At 66.7% G+C, this 17,264-nt stretch carries 13 protein-coding genes; 9 read left to right on the top strand and 4 right to left on the bottom strand.

What is annotated here, in order from left to right; genetic code table 11:
- Positions 1-2 precede the first annotated feature (2 nt).
- Both ACE3N9_RS00920 and ACE3N9_RS00915 read right to left on the bottom strand, forming a co-directional pair.
- Positions 3-491 (bottom strand): GreA/GreB family elongation factor, encoded by a 489-nt coding sequence (locus ACE3N9_RS00920; protein WP_374279929.1) that lies wholly within the window; start codon positions 489-491, stop codon positions 3-5.
- Positions 488-2,464 carry a lytic transglycosylase domain-containing protein gene (locus ACE3N9_RS00915; RefSeq protein WP_374279927.1) on the bottom strand — a complete coding sequence of 659 codons (1,977 nt, stop codon included), beginning with the start codon at positions 2,462-2,464 and terminating at the stop codon, positions 488-490. Before ACE3N9_RS00915 ends, ACE3N9_RS00920 begins: the two co-directional genes overlap by 4 nt.
- Positions 2,465-2,540: 76 nt before the next feature.
- Here ACE3N9_RS00915 and dapA point away from each other — a divergent pair, with 76 nt between their 5' ends.
- The 5 genes from dapA (at position 2,541) to ACE3N9_RS00890 (ending at position 8,490) form a co-directional block, all read left to right on the top strand.
- Positions 2,541-3,422 carry a 4-hydroxy-tetrahydrodipicolinate synthase gene (gene dapA / locus ACE3N9_RS00910; RefSeq protein WP_374280328.1) on the top strand — a complete coding sequence of 294 codons (882 nt, stop codon included), beginning with the start codon at positions 2,541-2,543 and terminating at the stop codon, positions 3,420-3,422.
- An 80-nt stretch (positions 3,423-3,502) separates the two neighbouring features.
- The gene (locus ACE3N9_RS00905; RefSeq protein WP_374279925.1) at positions 3,503-4,927 is read left to right on the top strand and encodes a methyl-accepting chemotaxis protein; all 1,425 of its coding nucleotides are present in this window, start codon (positions 3,503-3,505) and stop codon (positions 4,925-4,927) included.
- Positions 4,928-5,012: 85 nt separating this feature from the next.
- Positions 5,013-5,495 (top strand): SsrA-binding protein SmpB, encoded by a 483-nt coding sequence (gene smpB, locus ACE3N9_RS00900; RefSeq protein WP_374279923.1) that lies wholly within the window; start codon positions 5,013-5,015, stop codon positions 5,493-5,495.
- Complete coding sequence (locus ACE3N9_RS00895; RefSeq protein WP_374279921.1) at positions 5,492-6,073, top strand: DUF2062 domain-containing protein; 582 nt, start codon at positions 5,492-5,494, stop codon at positions 6,071-6,073. The genes smpB and ACE3N9_RS00895 overlap by 4 nt, the downstream gene beginning before the upstream one ends.
- Positions 6,070-8,490, top strand: coding sequence for a response regulator (locus ACE3N9_RS00890; protein WP_374279919.1), 2,421 nt, complete (start codon positions 6,070-6,072; stop codon positions 8,488-8,490). The genes ACE3N9_RS00895 and ACE3N9_RS00890 overlap by 4 nt, the downstream gene beginning before the upstream one ends.
- A 6-nt stretch (positions 8,491-8,496) precedes the next feature.
- On the opposite strand, the gene ACE3N9_RS00885 is transcribed toward ACE3N9_RS00890, so the two are convergent.
- Positions 8,497-9,234, bottom strand: a complete 738-nt coding sequence (locus ACE3N9_RS00885) for a hypothetical protein (protein ID WP_374279917.1) — start codon at positions 9,232-9,234, stop codon at positions 8,497-8,499.
- A gap of 201 nt (positions 9,235-9,435) precedes the next feature.
- Here ACE3N9_RS00885 and recA point away from each other — a divergent pair, with 201 nt between their 5' ends.
- Entirely contained in the window at positions 9,436-10,503 is a 1,068-nt protein-coding gene (recA, locus tag ACE3N9_RS00880; protein WP_374279915.1) for a recombinase RecA, read from the top strand.
- A gap of 179 nt (positions 10,504-10,682) precedes the next feature.
- Positions 10,683-11,501: an agmatinase family protein gene (locus ACE3N9_RS00875; RefSeq protein WP_374279913.1), complete on the top strand. Its 819-nt coding sequence runs from the start codon at positions 10,683-10,685 to the stop codon at positions 11,499-11,501.
- Here the strand turns inward: ACE3N9_RS00875 and ACE3N9_RS00870 are convergent.
- Positions 11,498-13,561, bottom strand: a complete 2,064-nt coding sequence (locus ACE3N9_RS00870) for an elongation factor G (protein WP_374279911.1) — start codon at positions 13,559-13,561, stop codon at positions 11,498-11,500. The genes ACE3N9_RS00875 and ACE3N9_RS00870 overlap by 4 nt on opposite strands.
- A gap of 160 nt (positions 13,562-13,721) precedes the next feature.
- Between ACE3N9_RS00870 and ACE3N9_RS00865 the strand changes: the two genes are divergently transcribed.
- Both ACE3N9_RS00865 and alaS read left to right on the top strand, forming a co-directional pair.
- The gene (locus ACE3N9_RS00865) at positions 13,722-14,540 is read left to right on the top strand and encodes a trans-aconitate 2-methyltransferase (RefSeq protein WP_374279909.1); all 819 of its coding nucleotides are present in this window, start codon (positions 13,722-13,724) and stop codon (positions 14,538-14,540) included.
- A 69-nt stretch (positions 14,541-14,609) separates the two neighbouring features.
- Complete coding sequence (gene alaS / locus ACE3N9_RS00860; protein WP_374279907.1) at positions 14,610-17,261, top strand: alanine--tRNA ligase; 2,652 nt, start codon at positions 14,610-14,612, stop codon at positions 17,259-17,261.
- Positions 17,262-17,264: the final 3 nt, after the last annotated feature.

Below are 17,264 nucleotides of genomic sequence, written 5' to 3'. Positions count from 1 at the left end.
GCTCACGCCGCCTCGGGATAGCTGATGGCGATCACTTCCCACTCCTTTTCGCCGCCCGGCAGGCGGACGCGGCGCAGGTCGCCCACCGCTGCGCCGCGCAGGGCGCGGGCCATTGGCGCGCTCCAGCCGATCAGGCCGGCCCCGGCATCCTGCTCGTCATCGCCAACCATGGTGACGGTGCGCTGGTTGTCGTACTCGTCGGCAATGGTCACCTGCGCGCCGAACCAGGCGCGGCCGCGATCCTGCTGACGGGCCGGATCGACCACCCGGCAGGCCTTCATCCGCCGGGCGAGGAACGCCAGCTCGCGGTCGATCTCGCGCATGCGCTTGCGGCCATAGAGGTAGTCGCCATTCTCGCTGCGGTCACCGTTACCGGCGGCCCAGCTGACGATCTCGACGATCTGCGGCCGTTCGGTGCCCAGCAGGTGGTCGTAGCGCGCGCGCAGCGCGGCCATGCCAGTCGGGGTGATCGGCGGTCCTTCCTGGCTCATCCCGGGGTCCGCTTGCCCAGCACCTGGCTCAAGGGGTTGGGGCCCCGGAAGCGCGCCTTGTTGGGATGCATCGCTTCATAGACCACGACGTTCTCGGTCACCCGCTGCACATAGCCGCGGGTTTCGGACAGCGGGATCTTCTCGATCCAGTCAACCCATTCGATCGAGCCATTGCGTGGATCGCCCAGGTTGCGCAGCCACTTGTTCACGTTGCCCGGCCCCGCATTGTAAGCGGCAATCGCCAGCGGCCAGCTGCCGCTGTAATAGTCCAGCAGCCAGGTGATGTAGCTGTTGCCCAGGGTCAGGTTGTAGCCTGCATCCTGCGTCAGCGCGCCCAGGTTCCATTCCAGGCCGACCTTGGCCGCTTCGGCCCGCGCCGTTCCCGGCATCAGCTGCATCAGCCCGCGCGCGCCGGCATGGCTGACCGCGTTCATCGCGAACTGGCTTTCCTGGCGGCTGATCGCGTGGATCATGGTCCAGTTCGCGCCCTGCGGGATCGGGATCAGCGGGAAGCTGGTGCGGCGATAGATCCCGTGGCCGTCGACATGCGCCGCCTGGCCCAGAATCACGCCCAGGTCGCGCCGCCCCAATTCGCGGGCCAGATCGGTGACGAGGACGTGATCGCTCTCGCTTTCGGCCTGGTCGGCGATTTCGCGGAAGAAGCGCACCGCGGTCGGCCAATCGCTTTCCCGCGCCACTTCGCGCACTGCGCGGGTCAGCGACAGGGCGTTGAATTCGTCCCGCTCGGCCTTGGTCGGCGCGGCGGCCGGCACAGAATCGAGCGGGGGCAGCGGGCGGCCCAGCCGTTCCAGCGCAAGCATGCCGTAGAACTGATCGGGATAGACCGCCGCCATTTCGAAATAGCGGTTCGCCTCGGCCATGTTGCCGGTCTTGGCCATGGCCCGTCCGGCCCAGTAGAACCCCTTGGACCGCGTCTGCGGCGTCCGCGCCGCCGCGCCATAGCGCCAGAACAGCGGGGCGGCCTGTTCGCCCCGGCCCAGGCCGCTAAGCGCCATGGTGCCGCCCAGCCACATCAGCGAGGTGTAGTCATCGCGGATCTGGAAACTTTGCCGCGACACATCGGTGCCGGGGGCAAAGGCATCGTCGATCATCGCCGCGATCCGCACCGTGCTGGCCGCTTCGCTCTTGCGCGCAACCGACAGCAATTCGGCAATCCACTTGCGCACGTCGAGCGGCGGGCGCGCCAGAACGCCACGCGTGGCGTGCAGATAGGTCGCAGCGTTGATCTGCCCCGAACTGCGCAGATAGCGCGAGCGAGAATAGATATAGCCGGGATCGCGCAGGGCATCGGCCGCGGGGGCAATCCCGGCCGCCGACGGATCGGTACCGTTTGCCATGCCCAGCCGCGCCAGAAAACCCAGCCGCGCACCGGGCGAGACATAGGCGATCTGCCGTTCGGCCTGGGCCGTGGCCCCGGCCCACAGCAGTGAGTCCATCCGCGCATCGTGATCGGCCAGCGTCAGCGTGGGGGCAAGCCGGGCGAACAGTGCGGCTTCGGCCGCGTCGCTCATCGCGCCGCCGCGCCAGGCGTTCAGCGCGGTCTGTGCAGCTTCCCGGCGGCCCAACGCATAGAGCGCGACGGCATAATTGGCGCGCGCCGTATTGGTGACGGGGGCATAGCGATCGAAGAAGGCGGCGATCCGTGCCGGTTCCACCGTTTCGCGCGCCAAGGCACTTTCGGCCCAGACGCGCAGCTTGGCTTCTTCCGGAAAACCGGGGTAGCTGAGCAGATAATTGGCATAGTCGCCAAAGCTGAACCGGTCCGAAGCGGTCAGCATTTTCCAGCGCGCCACACCCTGGACCATGTCGCCCGGCGGCTTGCCCAGCAGCACCGCGCGCGCGTGGTCCCACTCGCTGCCGTCGGCGGCGGCGTCCTGGGCGCGGGCGCAGCCGGGTAACAAAGCCAGCGTAAGCAGCGGGATAGCAATTGTGGTGCGCAACATGCTGGACATTGTTGGCAAAGGCTCCTTATCAGGCGCTGAATGAAATGAACGCCCTGTCTATGGGGCATTAGCAAAGGTCATGTCCATGTTCTCCGGTTCAATTCCGGCTCTGGTGACTCCTTTCCGCGACGGGGCGTTTGACGAGAAGGCCTTCCGCCGCCTGGTCGACTGGCAGATCGAGAACGGTTCGTCGGCGCTGGTTCCCTGCGGCACCACGGGCGAGGCCAGCACCCTGTCCAACGCCGAACACCATCGCGTGATCGAAGTGTGCATCGAACAGGCCGCCGGCCGGGTGCCGATCATCGCCGGGTGCGGATCGAACGACACGATGAACGCGCGCCTGCACCTCAACTTCTCGAAGAAGAGCGGAGCCAAGGCGGGGCTGTGTGTTGCGCCCTATTACAACCGCCCCAGCCAGGAAGGGCTGATCGCCCATTTCAGCTTCCTGGCGGAAAACACTGATCTGCCGATCGTGCTGTACAACGTGCCCGGCCGGACGGTTACCGACCTCAAGCCTGAAACCGTGATCGAACTGGTGCGGCGCTATCCCGACACCTTCATCGCGATCAAGGACGCCAGCGGCGACCTGTCGCGGGTGACCGATCACCGCATGGGCATTTCGCGCGACTGGTGCATGCTGTGCGGCGACGATGAACTGGCGCTGCCGTTCAACGCCGCAGGCGGGGTGGGGTGCATTTCGGTGACCGCCAATGTCGCGCCGCGCCTGTGCGCCGAATTCCAGCAGGCCTGCGCCGAAAACAACCTGGAAAAGGCGCGCGAGCTGAACGACAAGCTTTATCCGCTGCACTACGCCATGTTTGACGATGCCTCGCCGGGGCCGGTCAAGTATGCGCTGAGCCGGGTGCACGACTGGATCGGCGAGGAGCTGCGCCTGCCGCTGGTTCCCTGCAGCGCCGAAGCGCGCAAGGCCGTTGACGCGGCGCTGGAGCATGCGGGCCTGGTCTAGGGAGAGTTCCGAGGGTCCGGCATACGGTTCCTCAACGCGGAAAAATCTAACAGCCCCTAAACCATACGAGGGGCTAGCGCATGATCAATGGATCCACTCGGGCAGGTGTCGCCGATCGGCTGAAGTTCATTGGCTTCGACGACGGCGACCGCGCGAGGATGCAGGCGATGAAGCCGATCATCGTCCGCGCCATGGGGCCGGCGCTCGATCGCTTCTATGCCCAGATCAGGGCCAATCCCGAAACGGCGCGGTTCTTTGACGGCGATAGCCACGTCAATCGCGCCAAGGATGCCCAGGCCAGCCACTGGAACGTCATTGCCGATGGGCATTTCGACGAGGCTTACCTGCGCAGGGTCGAAGCCATCGGCCGCGTCCATGCGCGGATCGGGCTTGAGCCGCGCTGGTATGTCGCGGGCTATTCGCTGGTCGCGCAAGACCTGATCGCCGCCCTGATCGAACGGCGCCGGTTCAGCAGCCGCCGCCAGCTGGCGCGCGACGTTGCCGCGCTGGTCAAGGCGATTCTGCTGGACATCGAAATCTCGGTTTCGGTCTACCAGCAGGCCACCGACGAGGAAGTGATCGGCAGCTTTGGCACTGGGTTGGCAAAGCTGGCGGAAGGCGATCTCACCTGCCGCCTTTCGGGGGTTTCCAGCCGGTTTGCGCAATTGCAGGACGATTTCAACACCGCCGCGGCCGGACTGGAGAACAGCCTGGCCAGCGTGGCGCGGACGGCCTCCACGGTGCGGGTCGCGGCCGAGGAAATCAGCTGCGCGGCCAGTGACCTTGGCGTGCGGACCGAACGCCAGGCCGGGTCGCTGGAAGAAGCGGCAGCGTCGATCCGCGAGGTCAACCAATCCGTCCAGGCCAGCGCCCGGGGCACCGGCGAAGTCGATTCGGCAGTCGGCCGCACCCAGATCGAAGTGACCGAGGGGCAGCGCGTGGTCGAATCCGCGCTGGCGGCGATGCAGGCGATCGAGCGTTCGTCGAACGAGGTTACCAAGATCATCGAACTGATCGACGGCATCGCCTTCCAGACCAATCTCCTCGCGCTCAATGCCGGGGTCGAAGCGGCGCGCGCGGGCGATGCGGGCAAGGGCTTTGCGGTGGTTGCCACCGAAGTGCGCGCGCTCGCCCAGCGAAGTGCCGATGCGGCTGGCGACATCAAGCAACTGATCGTGTCCAGTGCGGACAAGGTTGGCGAAGGGGTGGCGCTGGTCGAGGAAACCAGCGAAACCCTGACCCGCATCGTCGAGCGGGTGGCCGATGTCAGCCGTCATATCGCCGACATTCGCCAGGCCAGCGAAAACCAGGCGCTCAACCTTGCGCAGGTCAACGGCACCGTGGCCGAAATGGACCGGAACACGCAGCAGAATGCCGCCATGGTCGAACAGTCCAGCGCCGCCGCGCGCAGCCTGGCTGCCGAAGCGGCGGCACTGTCCGAGCTGGTCGGCCGGTTCCGTACCGGCGCGGCCCCGGTGCCGATGCAGCGCGCGCGTGCGGCTTGACGCCCCGCGCACACGACAAACTTTATCCAATGCCGGTATTCGGCCATTTCAATTTTAACCAAGCGGCCCTACATGCGGCCAGACCATGGCTCGTCCCACCCACGTCCAGTTCGACAAGAAGAAGATCGTCGCCGAGAACCGGCGGGCGCGGTTCGACTATCACATCGAGGACACGACCGAGGCTGGCATCGCGCTGACCGGCACCGAGGTGAAGAGCCTGCGCTTCGGCGAAGGCTCGATCGCGGAAAGCTATGCCGAAGTGAAGAACGGCGAGGTCTGGCTGATCAATTCCAACGTGCCGGAATTCAGCCATGGCAACCGTTTCAACCATGAACCCAAGCGCCCGCGCAAACTGCTGCTGCACGAACGCGAAATCGACCGGTTCACTGGCGCGGTCGAACGCAAGGGCATGACGCTCGTGCCCTTGAGCATCTATTTCAACAGCCGGGGCAGGGCCAAGGTGGAACTGGCGCTGGCCAAGGGCAAGAATGTGGCCGACAAGCGCGCGACCATCAAGGAACGCGACTGGAAGCGTGACCAGCAGCGCATCATGCGGGAATACAAATGACTGGTATCGGTCCCCGCATTGTCCGCTGGGCGCAGGCCAACATGCCCAAGCGCGAGGACCTTGAACACAATCGCTTCACCGGCCCGCTGGCCCGCCGGCACGAGCTGTGGCGCTTCACCCGCCGCTCGGTCCCGCGCGGGGTTGCGGTGGGGTTGCTGGTGGGCATTTTCGCGCTGATCCCGGGCATCCAGATCGTTGGCGCGGCGTTGATGTGCGTGCCCAGCCGGGGCAATATCCCGCTTGCGGCACTGATGACCTTCCTGTCCAATCCTGCCACCACGCCGTTGATCATGATCGGGGCAATCCGCATCGGCAACTGGCTGGGCTATCATGCCGATCTGACGACGTTCTACGCCCTGTACGAGCACGGCGCGAAGCTGCGCGAATGGACCGGCTGGCTGCTGTCCGATGCAGCGCCCGCGCTGCTGATCGGGCTGTTCATCATATCCACCGTGGCCGCGGCGATCGGCTATCTTGTTTCCGCAATCGGCTGGACCTGGTGGGTGCGCCACAAGCGTCGGATCGCCAACGAACGGATACGCGCCGACCGGCTGGGCGCGGATCAAGCCTCCGAATGAGCGGGCCATCCGCCGTTTCCGCCCGGACCGGCGGGGGCGAGCGCCTGATCCTGGGCGCGGCGCTGCTGGTCAGCGTGGCGCTGGTCGGACTGGTCAGCGGCAATCCCTTGCTGACCGGCGGGTTCGGCGCCGGCGTGCTGGCGCTGGGCGGTTGCGCCTGGTTTCTCTCGCGCCCGCGTGAGGTTGAGCGCGAGATCGAATTCGCCGTGCCCGACTGGTCGGTCACGGTCGCCGCAATCGACCGGCCCGACATCGCGGTGGCGATCATCGACCGGGCGGGGCGCCTGGTCTGCGCCAATCCGCGCTATGAAGCCTGGTTCGGCACCGGCAATGCGCCGCCGCGCCTGCCGGTGGACAACGCCTCGCTTGAACGTCTGGCCAAGGCGGGGCGCGCGGCGTGGCGCGATGGTTCGGGCCTGGCGGACCTGGTCGAGGGACCGGCGGGCCGCTGGCAGGCCGCCGTCCGTCGCGCCGGGCGGGGCGAAGATTACCTGGTCTGGACGATCGAGCCCTTGGCCGAGGCCGATCCAGTCGCCGCGCTGGTGCCGCATCTGGATGGCAAGCTGGGCAAGGCGCTGGCCCAGGCCGGCATTGCCGCCGCGATCGTCGATCCGGATGGCACGATCCGCGCCCACAGCGCCGCCTTTGCCCTGCGCGCCTGCGGCGATGCGGCCATGCTGCTGACCGGCCAGCCGTTCGTCGATCTGCTGCGCCAGGACGAGCGTGACCGGATCAGCTGGGCGCGCGACGGGCAGCGCGGCGGCGCGCTGACGATGTATTACTTGCCGGTGACCGATCCCGATGCCGGCGATCCCGACTATGGCAACGCGCCTTCACTGATGCTGCTGGTGGACCAGGGCGTCGGGCTGGGCAGCGGGGGCGGCGATGGCGGCAGCGGGGCCGTGCCGCACCTCGAAGCGCTGCTCGGGCAATTGCCGCTGGGGCTGGCCATGGCCGACCGCGACGGACGCCTGCTGTTCGCCAATCCGGCCTTCCTGCGCGCCGCCGGGCGCGAGGCCGACGGCGCGCCGGTCTATCCCACCGACCTGGTGGTGCAGGAAGACAAGGGGCCGCTGTCCGACGCGATTCGGCGCTTTGCCCAGGGACCGGCGGCCAGCGGTGACATCGCGGTGCGGCTGCGTCACCAGCCCGAAGATCCGGTCTCGCTCAGCCTGGCCGGCGTGCGCGGTCTTGGCGAGGCGGCGGTGCTGCTTGGCCTGACCGACAGCACCGAGGAAACCCGGCTCAAGCGCCAGGTCGCCCAGGCCACCAAGATGCAGGCGGTCGGTCAGCTTGCTGGCGGCGTCGCGCACGATTTCAACAACGTGCTGACCGCGATCCTTGGCACTTGCGACCTCATGCTGCTGCGCCATACCCCCGGCGACAGCGACTATGACGACATCCAGCAGATCCGCGCTAATTCGAACCGCGCCGCCAGCCTGACCCGCCAGCTGCTCGCCTTCAGCCGCCAGCAGACCCTGCGCCCTGAAGTGCTGCAACTGCCCGATGTCGTCTCGGACGTGTCGCACCTGCTAAAGCGTCTGATCGGGGAAAAGATCCAGTTGGTCGTCACCCACGACCGTAATCTGGGGCCGGTCCGCGCCGATCCGACCCAGCTTGAACAGGTCATCGTCAACCTGGCGGTCAATGCCCGCGATGCCATCCTTGCCCGGGGCGAGGGCGGGGGACGGGTAACGCTGGCCACGCGCAAGATCGGCCCGGCTGAAGTGCGCGCGATGCAGGGCGGGATCATGCCGCTGGGCGAATATACCGCGCTGGTGGTGCAGGATACCGGCACCGGCATTGCCCCCGATCATCTCGGCAAGATTTTCGAACCGTTCTTCACCACCAAGGAACAGGGCAAGGGCACCGGGCTTGGCCTCTCGACAGTCTATGGCATCGTCAAGCAATCGGGCGGATTCATCTTTGCCGACAGTGAAGTGAACCGCGGCACGACCTTCTCCGTCTACCTGCCGGTCCACCACGCCTTGCCCGAGGAACGCGCCGCGCAGGCCGCCAAGGCCGAAGTGCGGACCGAATGGTCCGGCGGCGGCCGCGTCCTGCTGGTCGAGGATGAGGACATGGTCCGCGCCGTCGCCGAACGCGCGTTGACCCGCGCGGGCTATACCGTGACCGTGGCCAGCGATGGCGACGAGGGTCTTGAGATCGTCGAGGGCGGGGCTCAGTTCGATCTGGTCGTCTCCGACGTGGTCATGCCGGCGATGGACGGCCCGACCATGATCCGCGCGATCCGCCAGCTGCGCCCTGACCTGCCGGTGTTGTTCATGTCCGGCTATGCCGAGGAACAGCTCCGCAAGGAAATCGACATCGCCGATGTCCACTTCCTGCCCAAGCCGTTCAGCGTCCAGCAGATCAGCGACAAGGTCGGCGCAGTGCTGGCCGGAGCGAAGGGGTAGCGGGGCTCAGGCAGCTGCCAGTTCGGGCAAGTGCCGGCGCGCCGCCGCCAGGGTCCAGTCGGCATAGTCCGGCAACTCGGGGCCGACCAGCGGCAAGCCCCATTCGGCCACGGTTGCGGCGATTCCCGCAGCGTCGATGGTCCGTCCGGCCGCGATCGCGGCGCGGGCGATGACCAGTTCCTGGCCCCAGAAATGGATCGCGCCCGCCGCGACGTTGGCTTGCATCTGCCGCACCTGATCAAGCCGGACATCGTCGATCAGCGGCAGCCAGATGTCCGGCATCAGGAAGTCGATCGGCTCGCCATCCGGCTGCCAGGTCAGCGCATCGCCCTGCACGACTCGCAGTTTGGCCCGCTCGGCCGGGGGCAGCTGGGCAAACAGGTCCAACTCGCGGTGCAGTTCGATCACATCCGGGTCAAATTCGATCACGGTCACCGCACGCACCGCATCGCGCATCGCGCAGGCGGCTGCGGCCCAGCCCAGGCCCAGGCCGCAGATCAACACGTGGCCATGGGCCAGCCGCACGCCGATCCCCTGGCTTTCCAGTTCAAGCGGCGTGATCGACATCCAGGTCGCACCCTGGCGGTGGAGCGCCGCCACAATCGCGACGAGGCTCGGCCCTGACCAGTAGCCGGGCATGAACCCCATCCCGATCACATCCAGCGTCCATGCGCCGCAGACGCGTGGGGAGTATCGCGGGATGAACAGGTCAGGGGCGAAATGCGCGGGCGCGAGAAGTTCCATTGGCGGTGAACCTAGAAGGCCCCGGAAAAAACGCAATGTTCCGCAAGACAGTTCGAATCATTGGGGTTAAAGATCATAATATCAATGATTTATAAGTGTTCGAAAAATGTTCCAGTTCCCCTCTTGTTCTCATGGAACAAACGCGGTACACGAGTCGCAAGTTGACCTTCCGGGTCGGCTGGTTAGGCAAGGGGACGAACAATGGCTGCTCAACTCAAGCTGATTCAGGAAGGCAAGGACAACATGGATCGTCAGAAGGCGCTGGAAGCTGCGCTGGCGCAGATCGACCGCGCGTTTGGCAAGGGCTCGGCAATGAAGCTGGGCTCGAAGGAAACGATGCAGGTCGAAGCAATTTCGACCGGCAGCCTCGGACTCGATATCGCGCTGGGCGTGGGCGGCCTGCCGCGTGGCCGCGTGATCGAAGTTTACGGGCCGGAAAGCTCGGGCAAGACCACGCTGGCGCTGCATGTCATCGCCGAAGCACAGAAGAACGGCGGGACCGCGGCCTTCATCGACGCCGAACACGCGCTCGACCCGGTCTATGCCAAGAAGCTGGGCGTCAACATCGACGAACTCATTGTCTCGCAGCCCGACACGGGTGAACAGGCGCTGGAAATCACCGACACGCTGGTGCGCTCGAACGCGATCGACGTGCTGGTGGTTGATTCGGTCGCCGCGCTGGTGCCCCGGGCCGAAATCGAAGGCGAAATGGGCGACAGCCACGTTGGCCTGCAGGCCCGCCTGATGAGCCAGTCCCTGCGCAAGCTGACCGGTTCGATCAGCCGCTCGCGCTGCATGGTGATCTTCATCAACCAGCTGCGCATGAAGATCGGTGTGATGTACGGCAATCCGGAAACCACCACCGGCGGCAACGCGCTCAAGTTCTACGCCTCGGTCCGGCTCGACATCCGCCGCACCGGGCAGATCAAGGACCGTGACGAAATCGTCGGCAACGCGACCCGCGTGAAGGTGGTCAAGAACAAGGTTGCCCCGCCGTTCAAGCAGGTCGAATTCGATATCATGTACGGCGAAGGCATTTCCAAGATCGGCGAAATCCTCGATCTCGGGGTCAAGGCCGGCATCGTCGAGAAGAGCGGCGCGTGGTTCTCCTACGATTCGATCCGGATCGGCCAGGGGCGCGAGAACGCGAAGCAGTTCCTCAAGGACAATCGTGAAGTTTGCGACCGGCTGGAGGCTGCGATCCGCAGCCAGACCGATGGTCTTGCCGAAGAGATGATGAGCGGCCCGGACGCGGACGACGATATCTGATCTTCGAAGAATTCCGGCCGCGGCCCGCCCGCCGCAGCGCCGGGGTTGAGAAGGAGGCATGGCCCGTCCCCGTACCCCAGGGCCATGTCTCCCTACCACAGGACCGGCGCGGTGTTTCATGCGAGCACCGCGCCGGTTTCTGTTATGGGGGGCAGCATCACGCCTGATGGAGCACTCACTTGCGCCCGTTGATCGAACTGATCGGCCTGCCCAGCGACGCCAATTCCTCGTTCGAGCGCGGGGCTGCCCTGGCCCCAACAGCGATCCGCGCGGCCTTGTGGTCGGACCGCGGCAACCTTGCCTGCGAAAACGGGATGGAAATCGGGCAGGACTTCGAACTGCGCGACCGGGGCGACCTGCAACTGTTCGAACGCGCCGAGGATGATGCGCTGATCCGTGCCGCCGTAAGCGAGAGCATCGCCTCGGGCGCGGTGCCGTTGGTGCTGGGCGGGGATCACGCCATGACCCATCCGGTTGTCCAGGCGGTCCACGCGGCGCATGGGCCGCTGACGATCCTGCATTTCGACGCGCATCCAGATCTCTATGAATTGTTCGACGGCAACCCGCGCAGCCACGCATCGCCCTTCGCACGGATCATGGAGGCGGGCCTGGCCAGCCGTCTGGTCCAGGTCGGGATCCGCACGCTCAATCGCCATTGCCGCGAACAGGCCGAGCGCTTCGGGGTGGAAATCCTGCCGATGGCAGAATTCGCGCCCGACCGGGCGCCGGTGTTGCCGGGGCCGCTCTACATCAGCATCGACCTTGACGGGATCGACCCGTCCGAAGCGCCGGGCGTGTCGCACCCCGAACCGGGCGGACTGACGGTGCGCGAGGTCCTGGCGGTTTTGCGCCGCCAGACCGGCCGGATCGTCGGTGCCGACATTGTCGAATACAACCCGCGCTTCGACCAGCACGAACGGACCGCGATCGTGGCGGCCAAGCTGCTGCGCGAGTTGGCCGCGCTGATCACGCGGAACGGCAGCTGCGGCTTACCCTAGGCCGCGGCCAACCGCGCCGCCTGGGTCCGGACCACATCGTCGGCATGCTTGCCTGCCAGTTCGGCCAGGTGATCGAACTCGGCAGTGAAGCTGGCCAATCCCTGGCTTAGCGAACGCAATTCCGCATCGAGGCCGTGCAGCGCGCTTTCGGGCAATTCGGCTTCGACGCGTTCCCATCGCGCCCAGTTCGGATGCGGCGAAAGGCCGACAATATGGCCGCGCCGCGCGGATAGCACCGAGCCTGCCTTCGATCCGGTTCCGGCCGGCGTATCCACCGCCACGCGGACTACGGGCTCAAGCAGGTAGGGTGCGGCCTGAGCGAGCGCTTCGCCCATCGCCATGCGCCCGGCGATGCGGAAGGCCAGTTCTGACGAGTCGACCGCGTGGAACGAGCCGTCGAGCAGCGTCACCGCGACATCGACCACCGGGAAACCCAGCGGACCGCGCTCCATCGCGTACTTTACCCCGGCTTCCACAGCGGGGATGTACTGCCGGGGGATCGCCCCGCCGGTGATCTTGTCCTCGAACAGGAAGCCGGCGCCGCGCTCCAGCGGGCGAATCTCGATCACGCAGTCGCCGTATTGGCCGTGCCCGCCGCTCTGCTTCTTGTGCCGCCCGCGCTGGTTCGCGCCTTTGCGGATCGATTCCCGGTAGGCGATGCGCGGGGCATGGCTATCCACCGCCACCCCGTAGCGGCGTTGCAGCCGCGCGATTACTACGGCGAGGTGATCATCGTTGATCCCACGCAGGATTGTTTCGTGGCTCGCTTCGTCCTGCTGCCATTCCAGCGCCGGGTCTTCCTCGCACAGGCGGTGAAGCGCGGTGGAAAGCTTGACGTCGTCCTTGCGGTCGCGGGTGGTGATTGCCGCTGCCGCGTTGCGCTGGGGATAGCTGATCGCGACCGGCTCGGCGCAGCGCGCGCCCTTGTTGCCCAGCATCATGCCGGGGCGGATGTTCTCCAGCTTGGCGACCGCCACCACGTCGCCTGGGCGCGCGGCGCTTTGCTTGGCGGTCTTGTCGCCCTGGACAAGGAACAGCGATCCGGCGCGCTCGGGCGCGGAACCAACCACCAGTTCGTCGCCTTCGGCCAGCCGGGCACCAAGCACGCGGCCAAGCGCGAGGCGGCCCATCGCTCCGCCGTTGGCAACCTTGAACACGTGCAGCGCCCCGCCTTCGCGCAGGCCCATCCGCGCCGCGGCGCGGCCCGGCGAAGGCACTTCGTGGCGCAGCAGCTTGAGCAGGCGGTGGACCCCGCCGTCCGACAGCGCCGAACCAAGCACTACCGGTACCACCTTGTTGGCCTGGGTATCGGCGGCAAGATCGGCCAGGACGAGCTGCTGGTCGGGCACTTCGTCCATCAGCAGCGCTTCCATCAGCGCATCGTCGAAATCGGCCAGCGTTTCGAGCAGATGAGCGCGGTCTTCCTGTTCGCGTTCCAGCAGCGCGCCGGGGATTTCGACCTGTTCGCTCTCCTTGCCGGGACGATAGCGATAGGCGCGCTCCAGCGCGAGATCGACATAGCCGGTCACCTGCTCGCCCTCGCGGATCGGGATCTGGCGCAGGGCCAGCGGCTCGCGACTCATCGGTTGCAATTCGGCCACCACTTCGCGCACCGCGCCGGCGCGGGCGTGTTCGATCTTGTTGATGAAGATGACGTGCGGCACGCCCAACTCGTCAAGCTGGCGCAGGAACGGTTCGGCCAGGCCCGCCCGTTCCGGCGCGGGGTCGATCACCACCAGCGCCAGGTCGCTCGATTGCAGCGCGGCCAGGCCATCGGCGGCAAACCCTGCGCCGCCCGGGGTGTCGATCAGGGCAAAGCTGTCGCCCATGTAGTCGAAGTGCATCAGGTTCACTTCGGTGGAGCCGCCGCGCGCGCGGGCTTCGGGGCTGGCATCGCCCACCGTGGTGCCGGCCTCGACCGTGCCTTGCCGGGTGATCGCGCCGCTGGCGAACAGCAGCGCCTCGGCCAGGCTGGTCTTTCCCGTGCCGGCCGGGCCGACGAGCGCGACGGCACGGGTAAATGCCGCACCGGGTGTGGTTCCGTTTTGGGTAAGGCCCATCTTCCGCCTCCTGTTCGTGAAGGCGCGCCGGGCGCGGATCGTGCGCCGGACGCGCACTGCAATGGGGCGAAGCGTCTGCCTGCAAGCAGCGAGTCGCAAGTGAAAATTTCACCGTGAATGTTGCTTGTCGGGCAATGGCAGTCGGCCTAGCCTGCGCAGCATGACCACACGCACGGATTGGCAGGCCCAGGTCGGACGCACCTGGGCGGAAAATTATCACCTGACCGATCGCAGCTTTTCGGGGCTGACCCAGCGGCTGCTGGAGCGAATCCGCGATTGCGCTGGCAAGGCCGTGCTGGATGTGGGCTGCGGCGCCGGGGAACTGACCCTGGCCGTGGCGCGGGCGCGGCCCCACGCCCGGGTGATCGGAGTCGATGTCTCGGCCGAACTGGTCGCGGCGGCACGCGGGCGGGGCGACCTCTTGGGCAACGCCAGCTTCGTCGAAGCGGACGCCGCCAGCTGGCGCGAGCCGGGGTTCGCCCCGGACCTGCTGATTTCGCGCCACGGGGTGATGTTCTTCGACGATCCGGTCGCCGCTTTCGCCAACCTTTATGACCAGGCCGCGCCGGGCGCGCAGCTGCTGTTTTCGTGCTTTCGCAGTCCGCTGGAAAACCCCTGGGCCAGCGATCTGGCGCAATTGCTGCGCCTGCCGCCAGCCGCCGATCCGCGCGCGCCGGGGCCGTTCGCCTTTGCCGATCCGGCCCACGTCGAAGCGATTCTGGAAGGCGCGGGCTGGCAGGCGGTGGCCTGCGATCCGGTCGATTTTGCCTATGTCGCGAGCACCGGCAACGATCCGGTGGCCGAGGCGCTGGACTTCTTCAAGCGGATCGGTCCCGCCGCCGCAATGCTACGTTCGCTTGAGGGCGAGGAGCTCGCCGAGGCTGTGGCGCGGATCACCAATTGGCTGGAAGAACACCGCAGCGGCAACCTGATCGCCTTTGGTGCGGCTGCCTGGCTGGTTTCGGCGCGAAAAGGGTAGAGGGCAGATCACGGAAATCGGCGCTTCGGCCTTGCCGCGATGAGCGGCCTGCCGTATCGGCGGCACGTTATGACGTCGACGAACGAAATCCGCCGCTCCTTCCTCGATTACTTCGGCTCGAACGGGCACGATGTGGTGCAAAGCGCGCCGCTGGTGCCCTACAACGATCCGACGCTGATGTTCACCAACGCGGGCATGGTCCCGTTCAAGAACGTCTTCACCGGGCTGGAAACGCGCAGCGTGCCGCGCGCCACTTCATCGCAGAAGTGCGTCCGCGCCGGGGGCAAGCACAACGACCTGGACAATGTCGGCTATACCGCCCGGCACCACACCTTCTTCGAAATGCTGGGGAATTTCAGCTTCGGGGACTATTTCAAGGAACAGGCGATCACCCACGCCTGGACCCTGCTGACCCGCGAATGGGGCCTGCCCAAGGACAAGCTGCTCGCCACCGTCTATCACACCGATGACGAAGCGTTCGAGCTGTGGAAGAAGATCGCCGGCCTGCCGGAAGACCGGATCATCCGCATCGCTACCAAGGACAACTTCTGGGCAATGGGCGATGATGGCCCGTGCGGTCCGTGCAGCGAAATCTTCTTCGATCACGGCGACCACATCTGGGGCGGCCCTCCGGGTTCGGCAGAGGAAGACGGCGACCGCTTCATCGAAATCTGGAACCTGGTGTTCATGCAGTTCGAGCAGGCCGCCGGGGAAATCGTCGCCGACCTGCCCAAGCCCAGCATCGATACCGGCATGGGGCTGGAACGCATCGCCGCCGTGCTGCAGGGCCAGCATGACAATTACGATACCGACACCTTCAAGGCGCTGATCGCCGCATCGGTTAACCTCACCGGCGTGAAGGCCGAAGGGGAAACCCAGGCCAGCCACCGCGTGATCGCCGATCACCTGCGCTCCACCAGCTTCCTGCTGGCCGATGGCGTGCTGCCCAGCAACGAAGGGCGCGGCTATGTGCTGCGCCGGATCATGCGCCGCGCGATGCGCCATGCCCACCTGTTGGGCGCGAAGGACCCGCTGATGCACCGCCTGGTGCCCGCGCTGGTCGCGGAAATGGGCGCGGCCTATCCGGAACTCGGCCGGGCCCAGCCGCTGATCGAGGAAACTCTGCTACGCGAGGAAGTGCAGTTCCGCCGCACGCTGGCCAATGGCCTGAAGCTGCTGGACGAAGCGACCGAAGGGCTGGGCGAGGGTTCCTCGCTGCCCGGTGAGATCGCGTTCAAGCTCTACGACACCTACGGCTTCCCCTATGACCTGACCGAGGACGCGCTGCGCGCCCGGGGCATTGCGGTGGACAAGGACGGCTTCGACGCCGCCATGGCCCAGCAGAAGGCCGCCGCGCGTGCCGCGTGGAAGGGCAGCGGCGAAGCGGCTGACAGCGAAGTGTGGTTCGACATTGCCGAACGCGTCGGCGCGACCGAATTCACGGGCTATACGGCCAACACCGGCGAGGCGCAGGTCGTCGCGCTGGTCCAGGGCGGCAAGGAAGTGGACAGCGCCGGGGCTGGCGAAGCGGTCACCGTGATCGTCAACCAGACTCCGTTCTATGGCGAAAGCGGCGGCCAGAGCGGCGATGCCGGGACCATCACCGGGGCTGACGGGCTGACCCTGGCGGTCAGCGATACGGCCAAGCCGCTGGGCCGCCTGCATGCCCACAACGCGCAGGTTCAGGCCGGCACGATCAAAGTGGGCGATGTGGTCAAGCTCGACATCGACGTGGTCCGCCGCGACGCGATCCGCGCCAACCATTCGGCCACCCACCTGCTGCACGCCGCACTGCGCAGTCGGCTGGGCGCGCATGTCACCCAGAAGGGTTCGCTGGTCGCGGCTGACCGCCTCCGGTTCGACTTCTCGCACCCCGCTGCGCTGAGCGCCGAGGACATTGCCGCGATCGAGGCCGAAGTGAACGCCGAAGTGCGCGCCAACGATCCGGTCGTCACCCGGTTGATGAGCCCGGATGACGCGATCGAGGCTGGGGCCATGGCGCTGTTCGGCGAAAAGTATGGCGATGAAGTGCGCGTGCTGAGCATGGGTCGCAGCGCTGCGGGCCGCAATTACTCGGTCGAACTGTGCGGCGGGACCCACGTGCGGGCGCTCGGCGATATCGGGGTGTTCCGCATCGTTTCGGAAAGCGCGGTCAGTTCCGGCGTGCGCCGGATCGAGGCGCTGACCGGCGAAGGCGCGCGCCAGTGGCTGACCGCGCGCGAGGACACGCTGAAGGGCGTGGCCAGCCTGCTCAAGACCACGCCAGACGATGTTTCGGCCCGCGTTGCCGCGCTGGTCGAGGAACGCCGCAAGCTGGAACGCGAATTGGCCGAGGCCAAGAAGGCGCTGGCCCTTGGCGGCGGCGGCGGCGCTGCGGCCCAGGCGGCTGACGAGGAAGTCGGCGGGGTGAAGTTCTCGGGCCAGGTGCTTGACGGGCTCGATCCCAAGGAACTGCGCGGGCTGCTCGACCAGGCCAAGCAGCGCATGGGCAGCGGCGTGGCCGCGATTGTCGCGGTGAACGACGGCAAGGCCAGCATTGCCGCGGCGGTGACCGAGGATATGATCGGGCGCGTCAGCGCGGTCGACCTGGTTCGCGCCGGGGTTGAAGCGCTGGGCGGCAAGGGCGGCGGCGGCCGTCCCGACATGGCCCAGGGCGGCGGCCCCGACGGCAGCAAGGCGGCCGAGGCGATCGCCGCTGTGCGGGCAGTGCTGGCGGGCTGAGCC

Origin of the sequence: Novosphingobium sp., assembly GCF_041905565.1 — a bacterium.
Lineage (GTDB): Bacteria > Pseudomonadota > Alphaproteobacteria > Sphingomonadales > Sphingomonadaceae > Novosphingobium.
The sequence above is the reverse complement of the archived record's forward strand: the minus strand, read 5'-3'. Positions and strand labels throughout refer to the sequence as shown.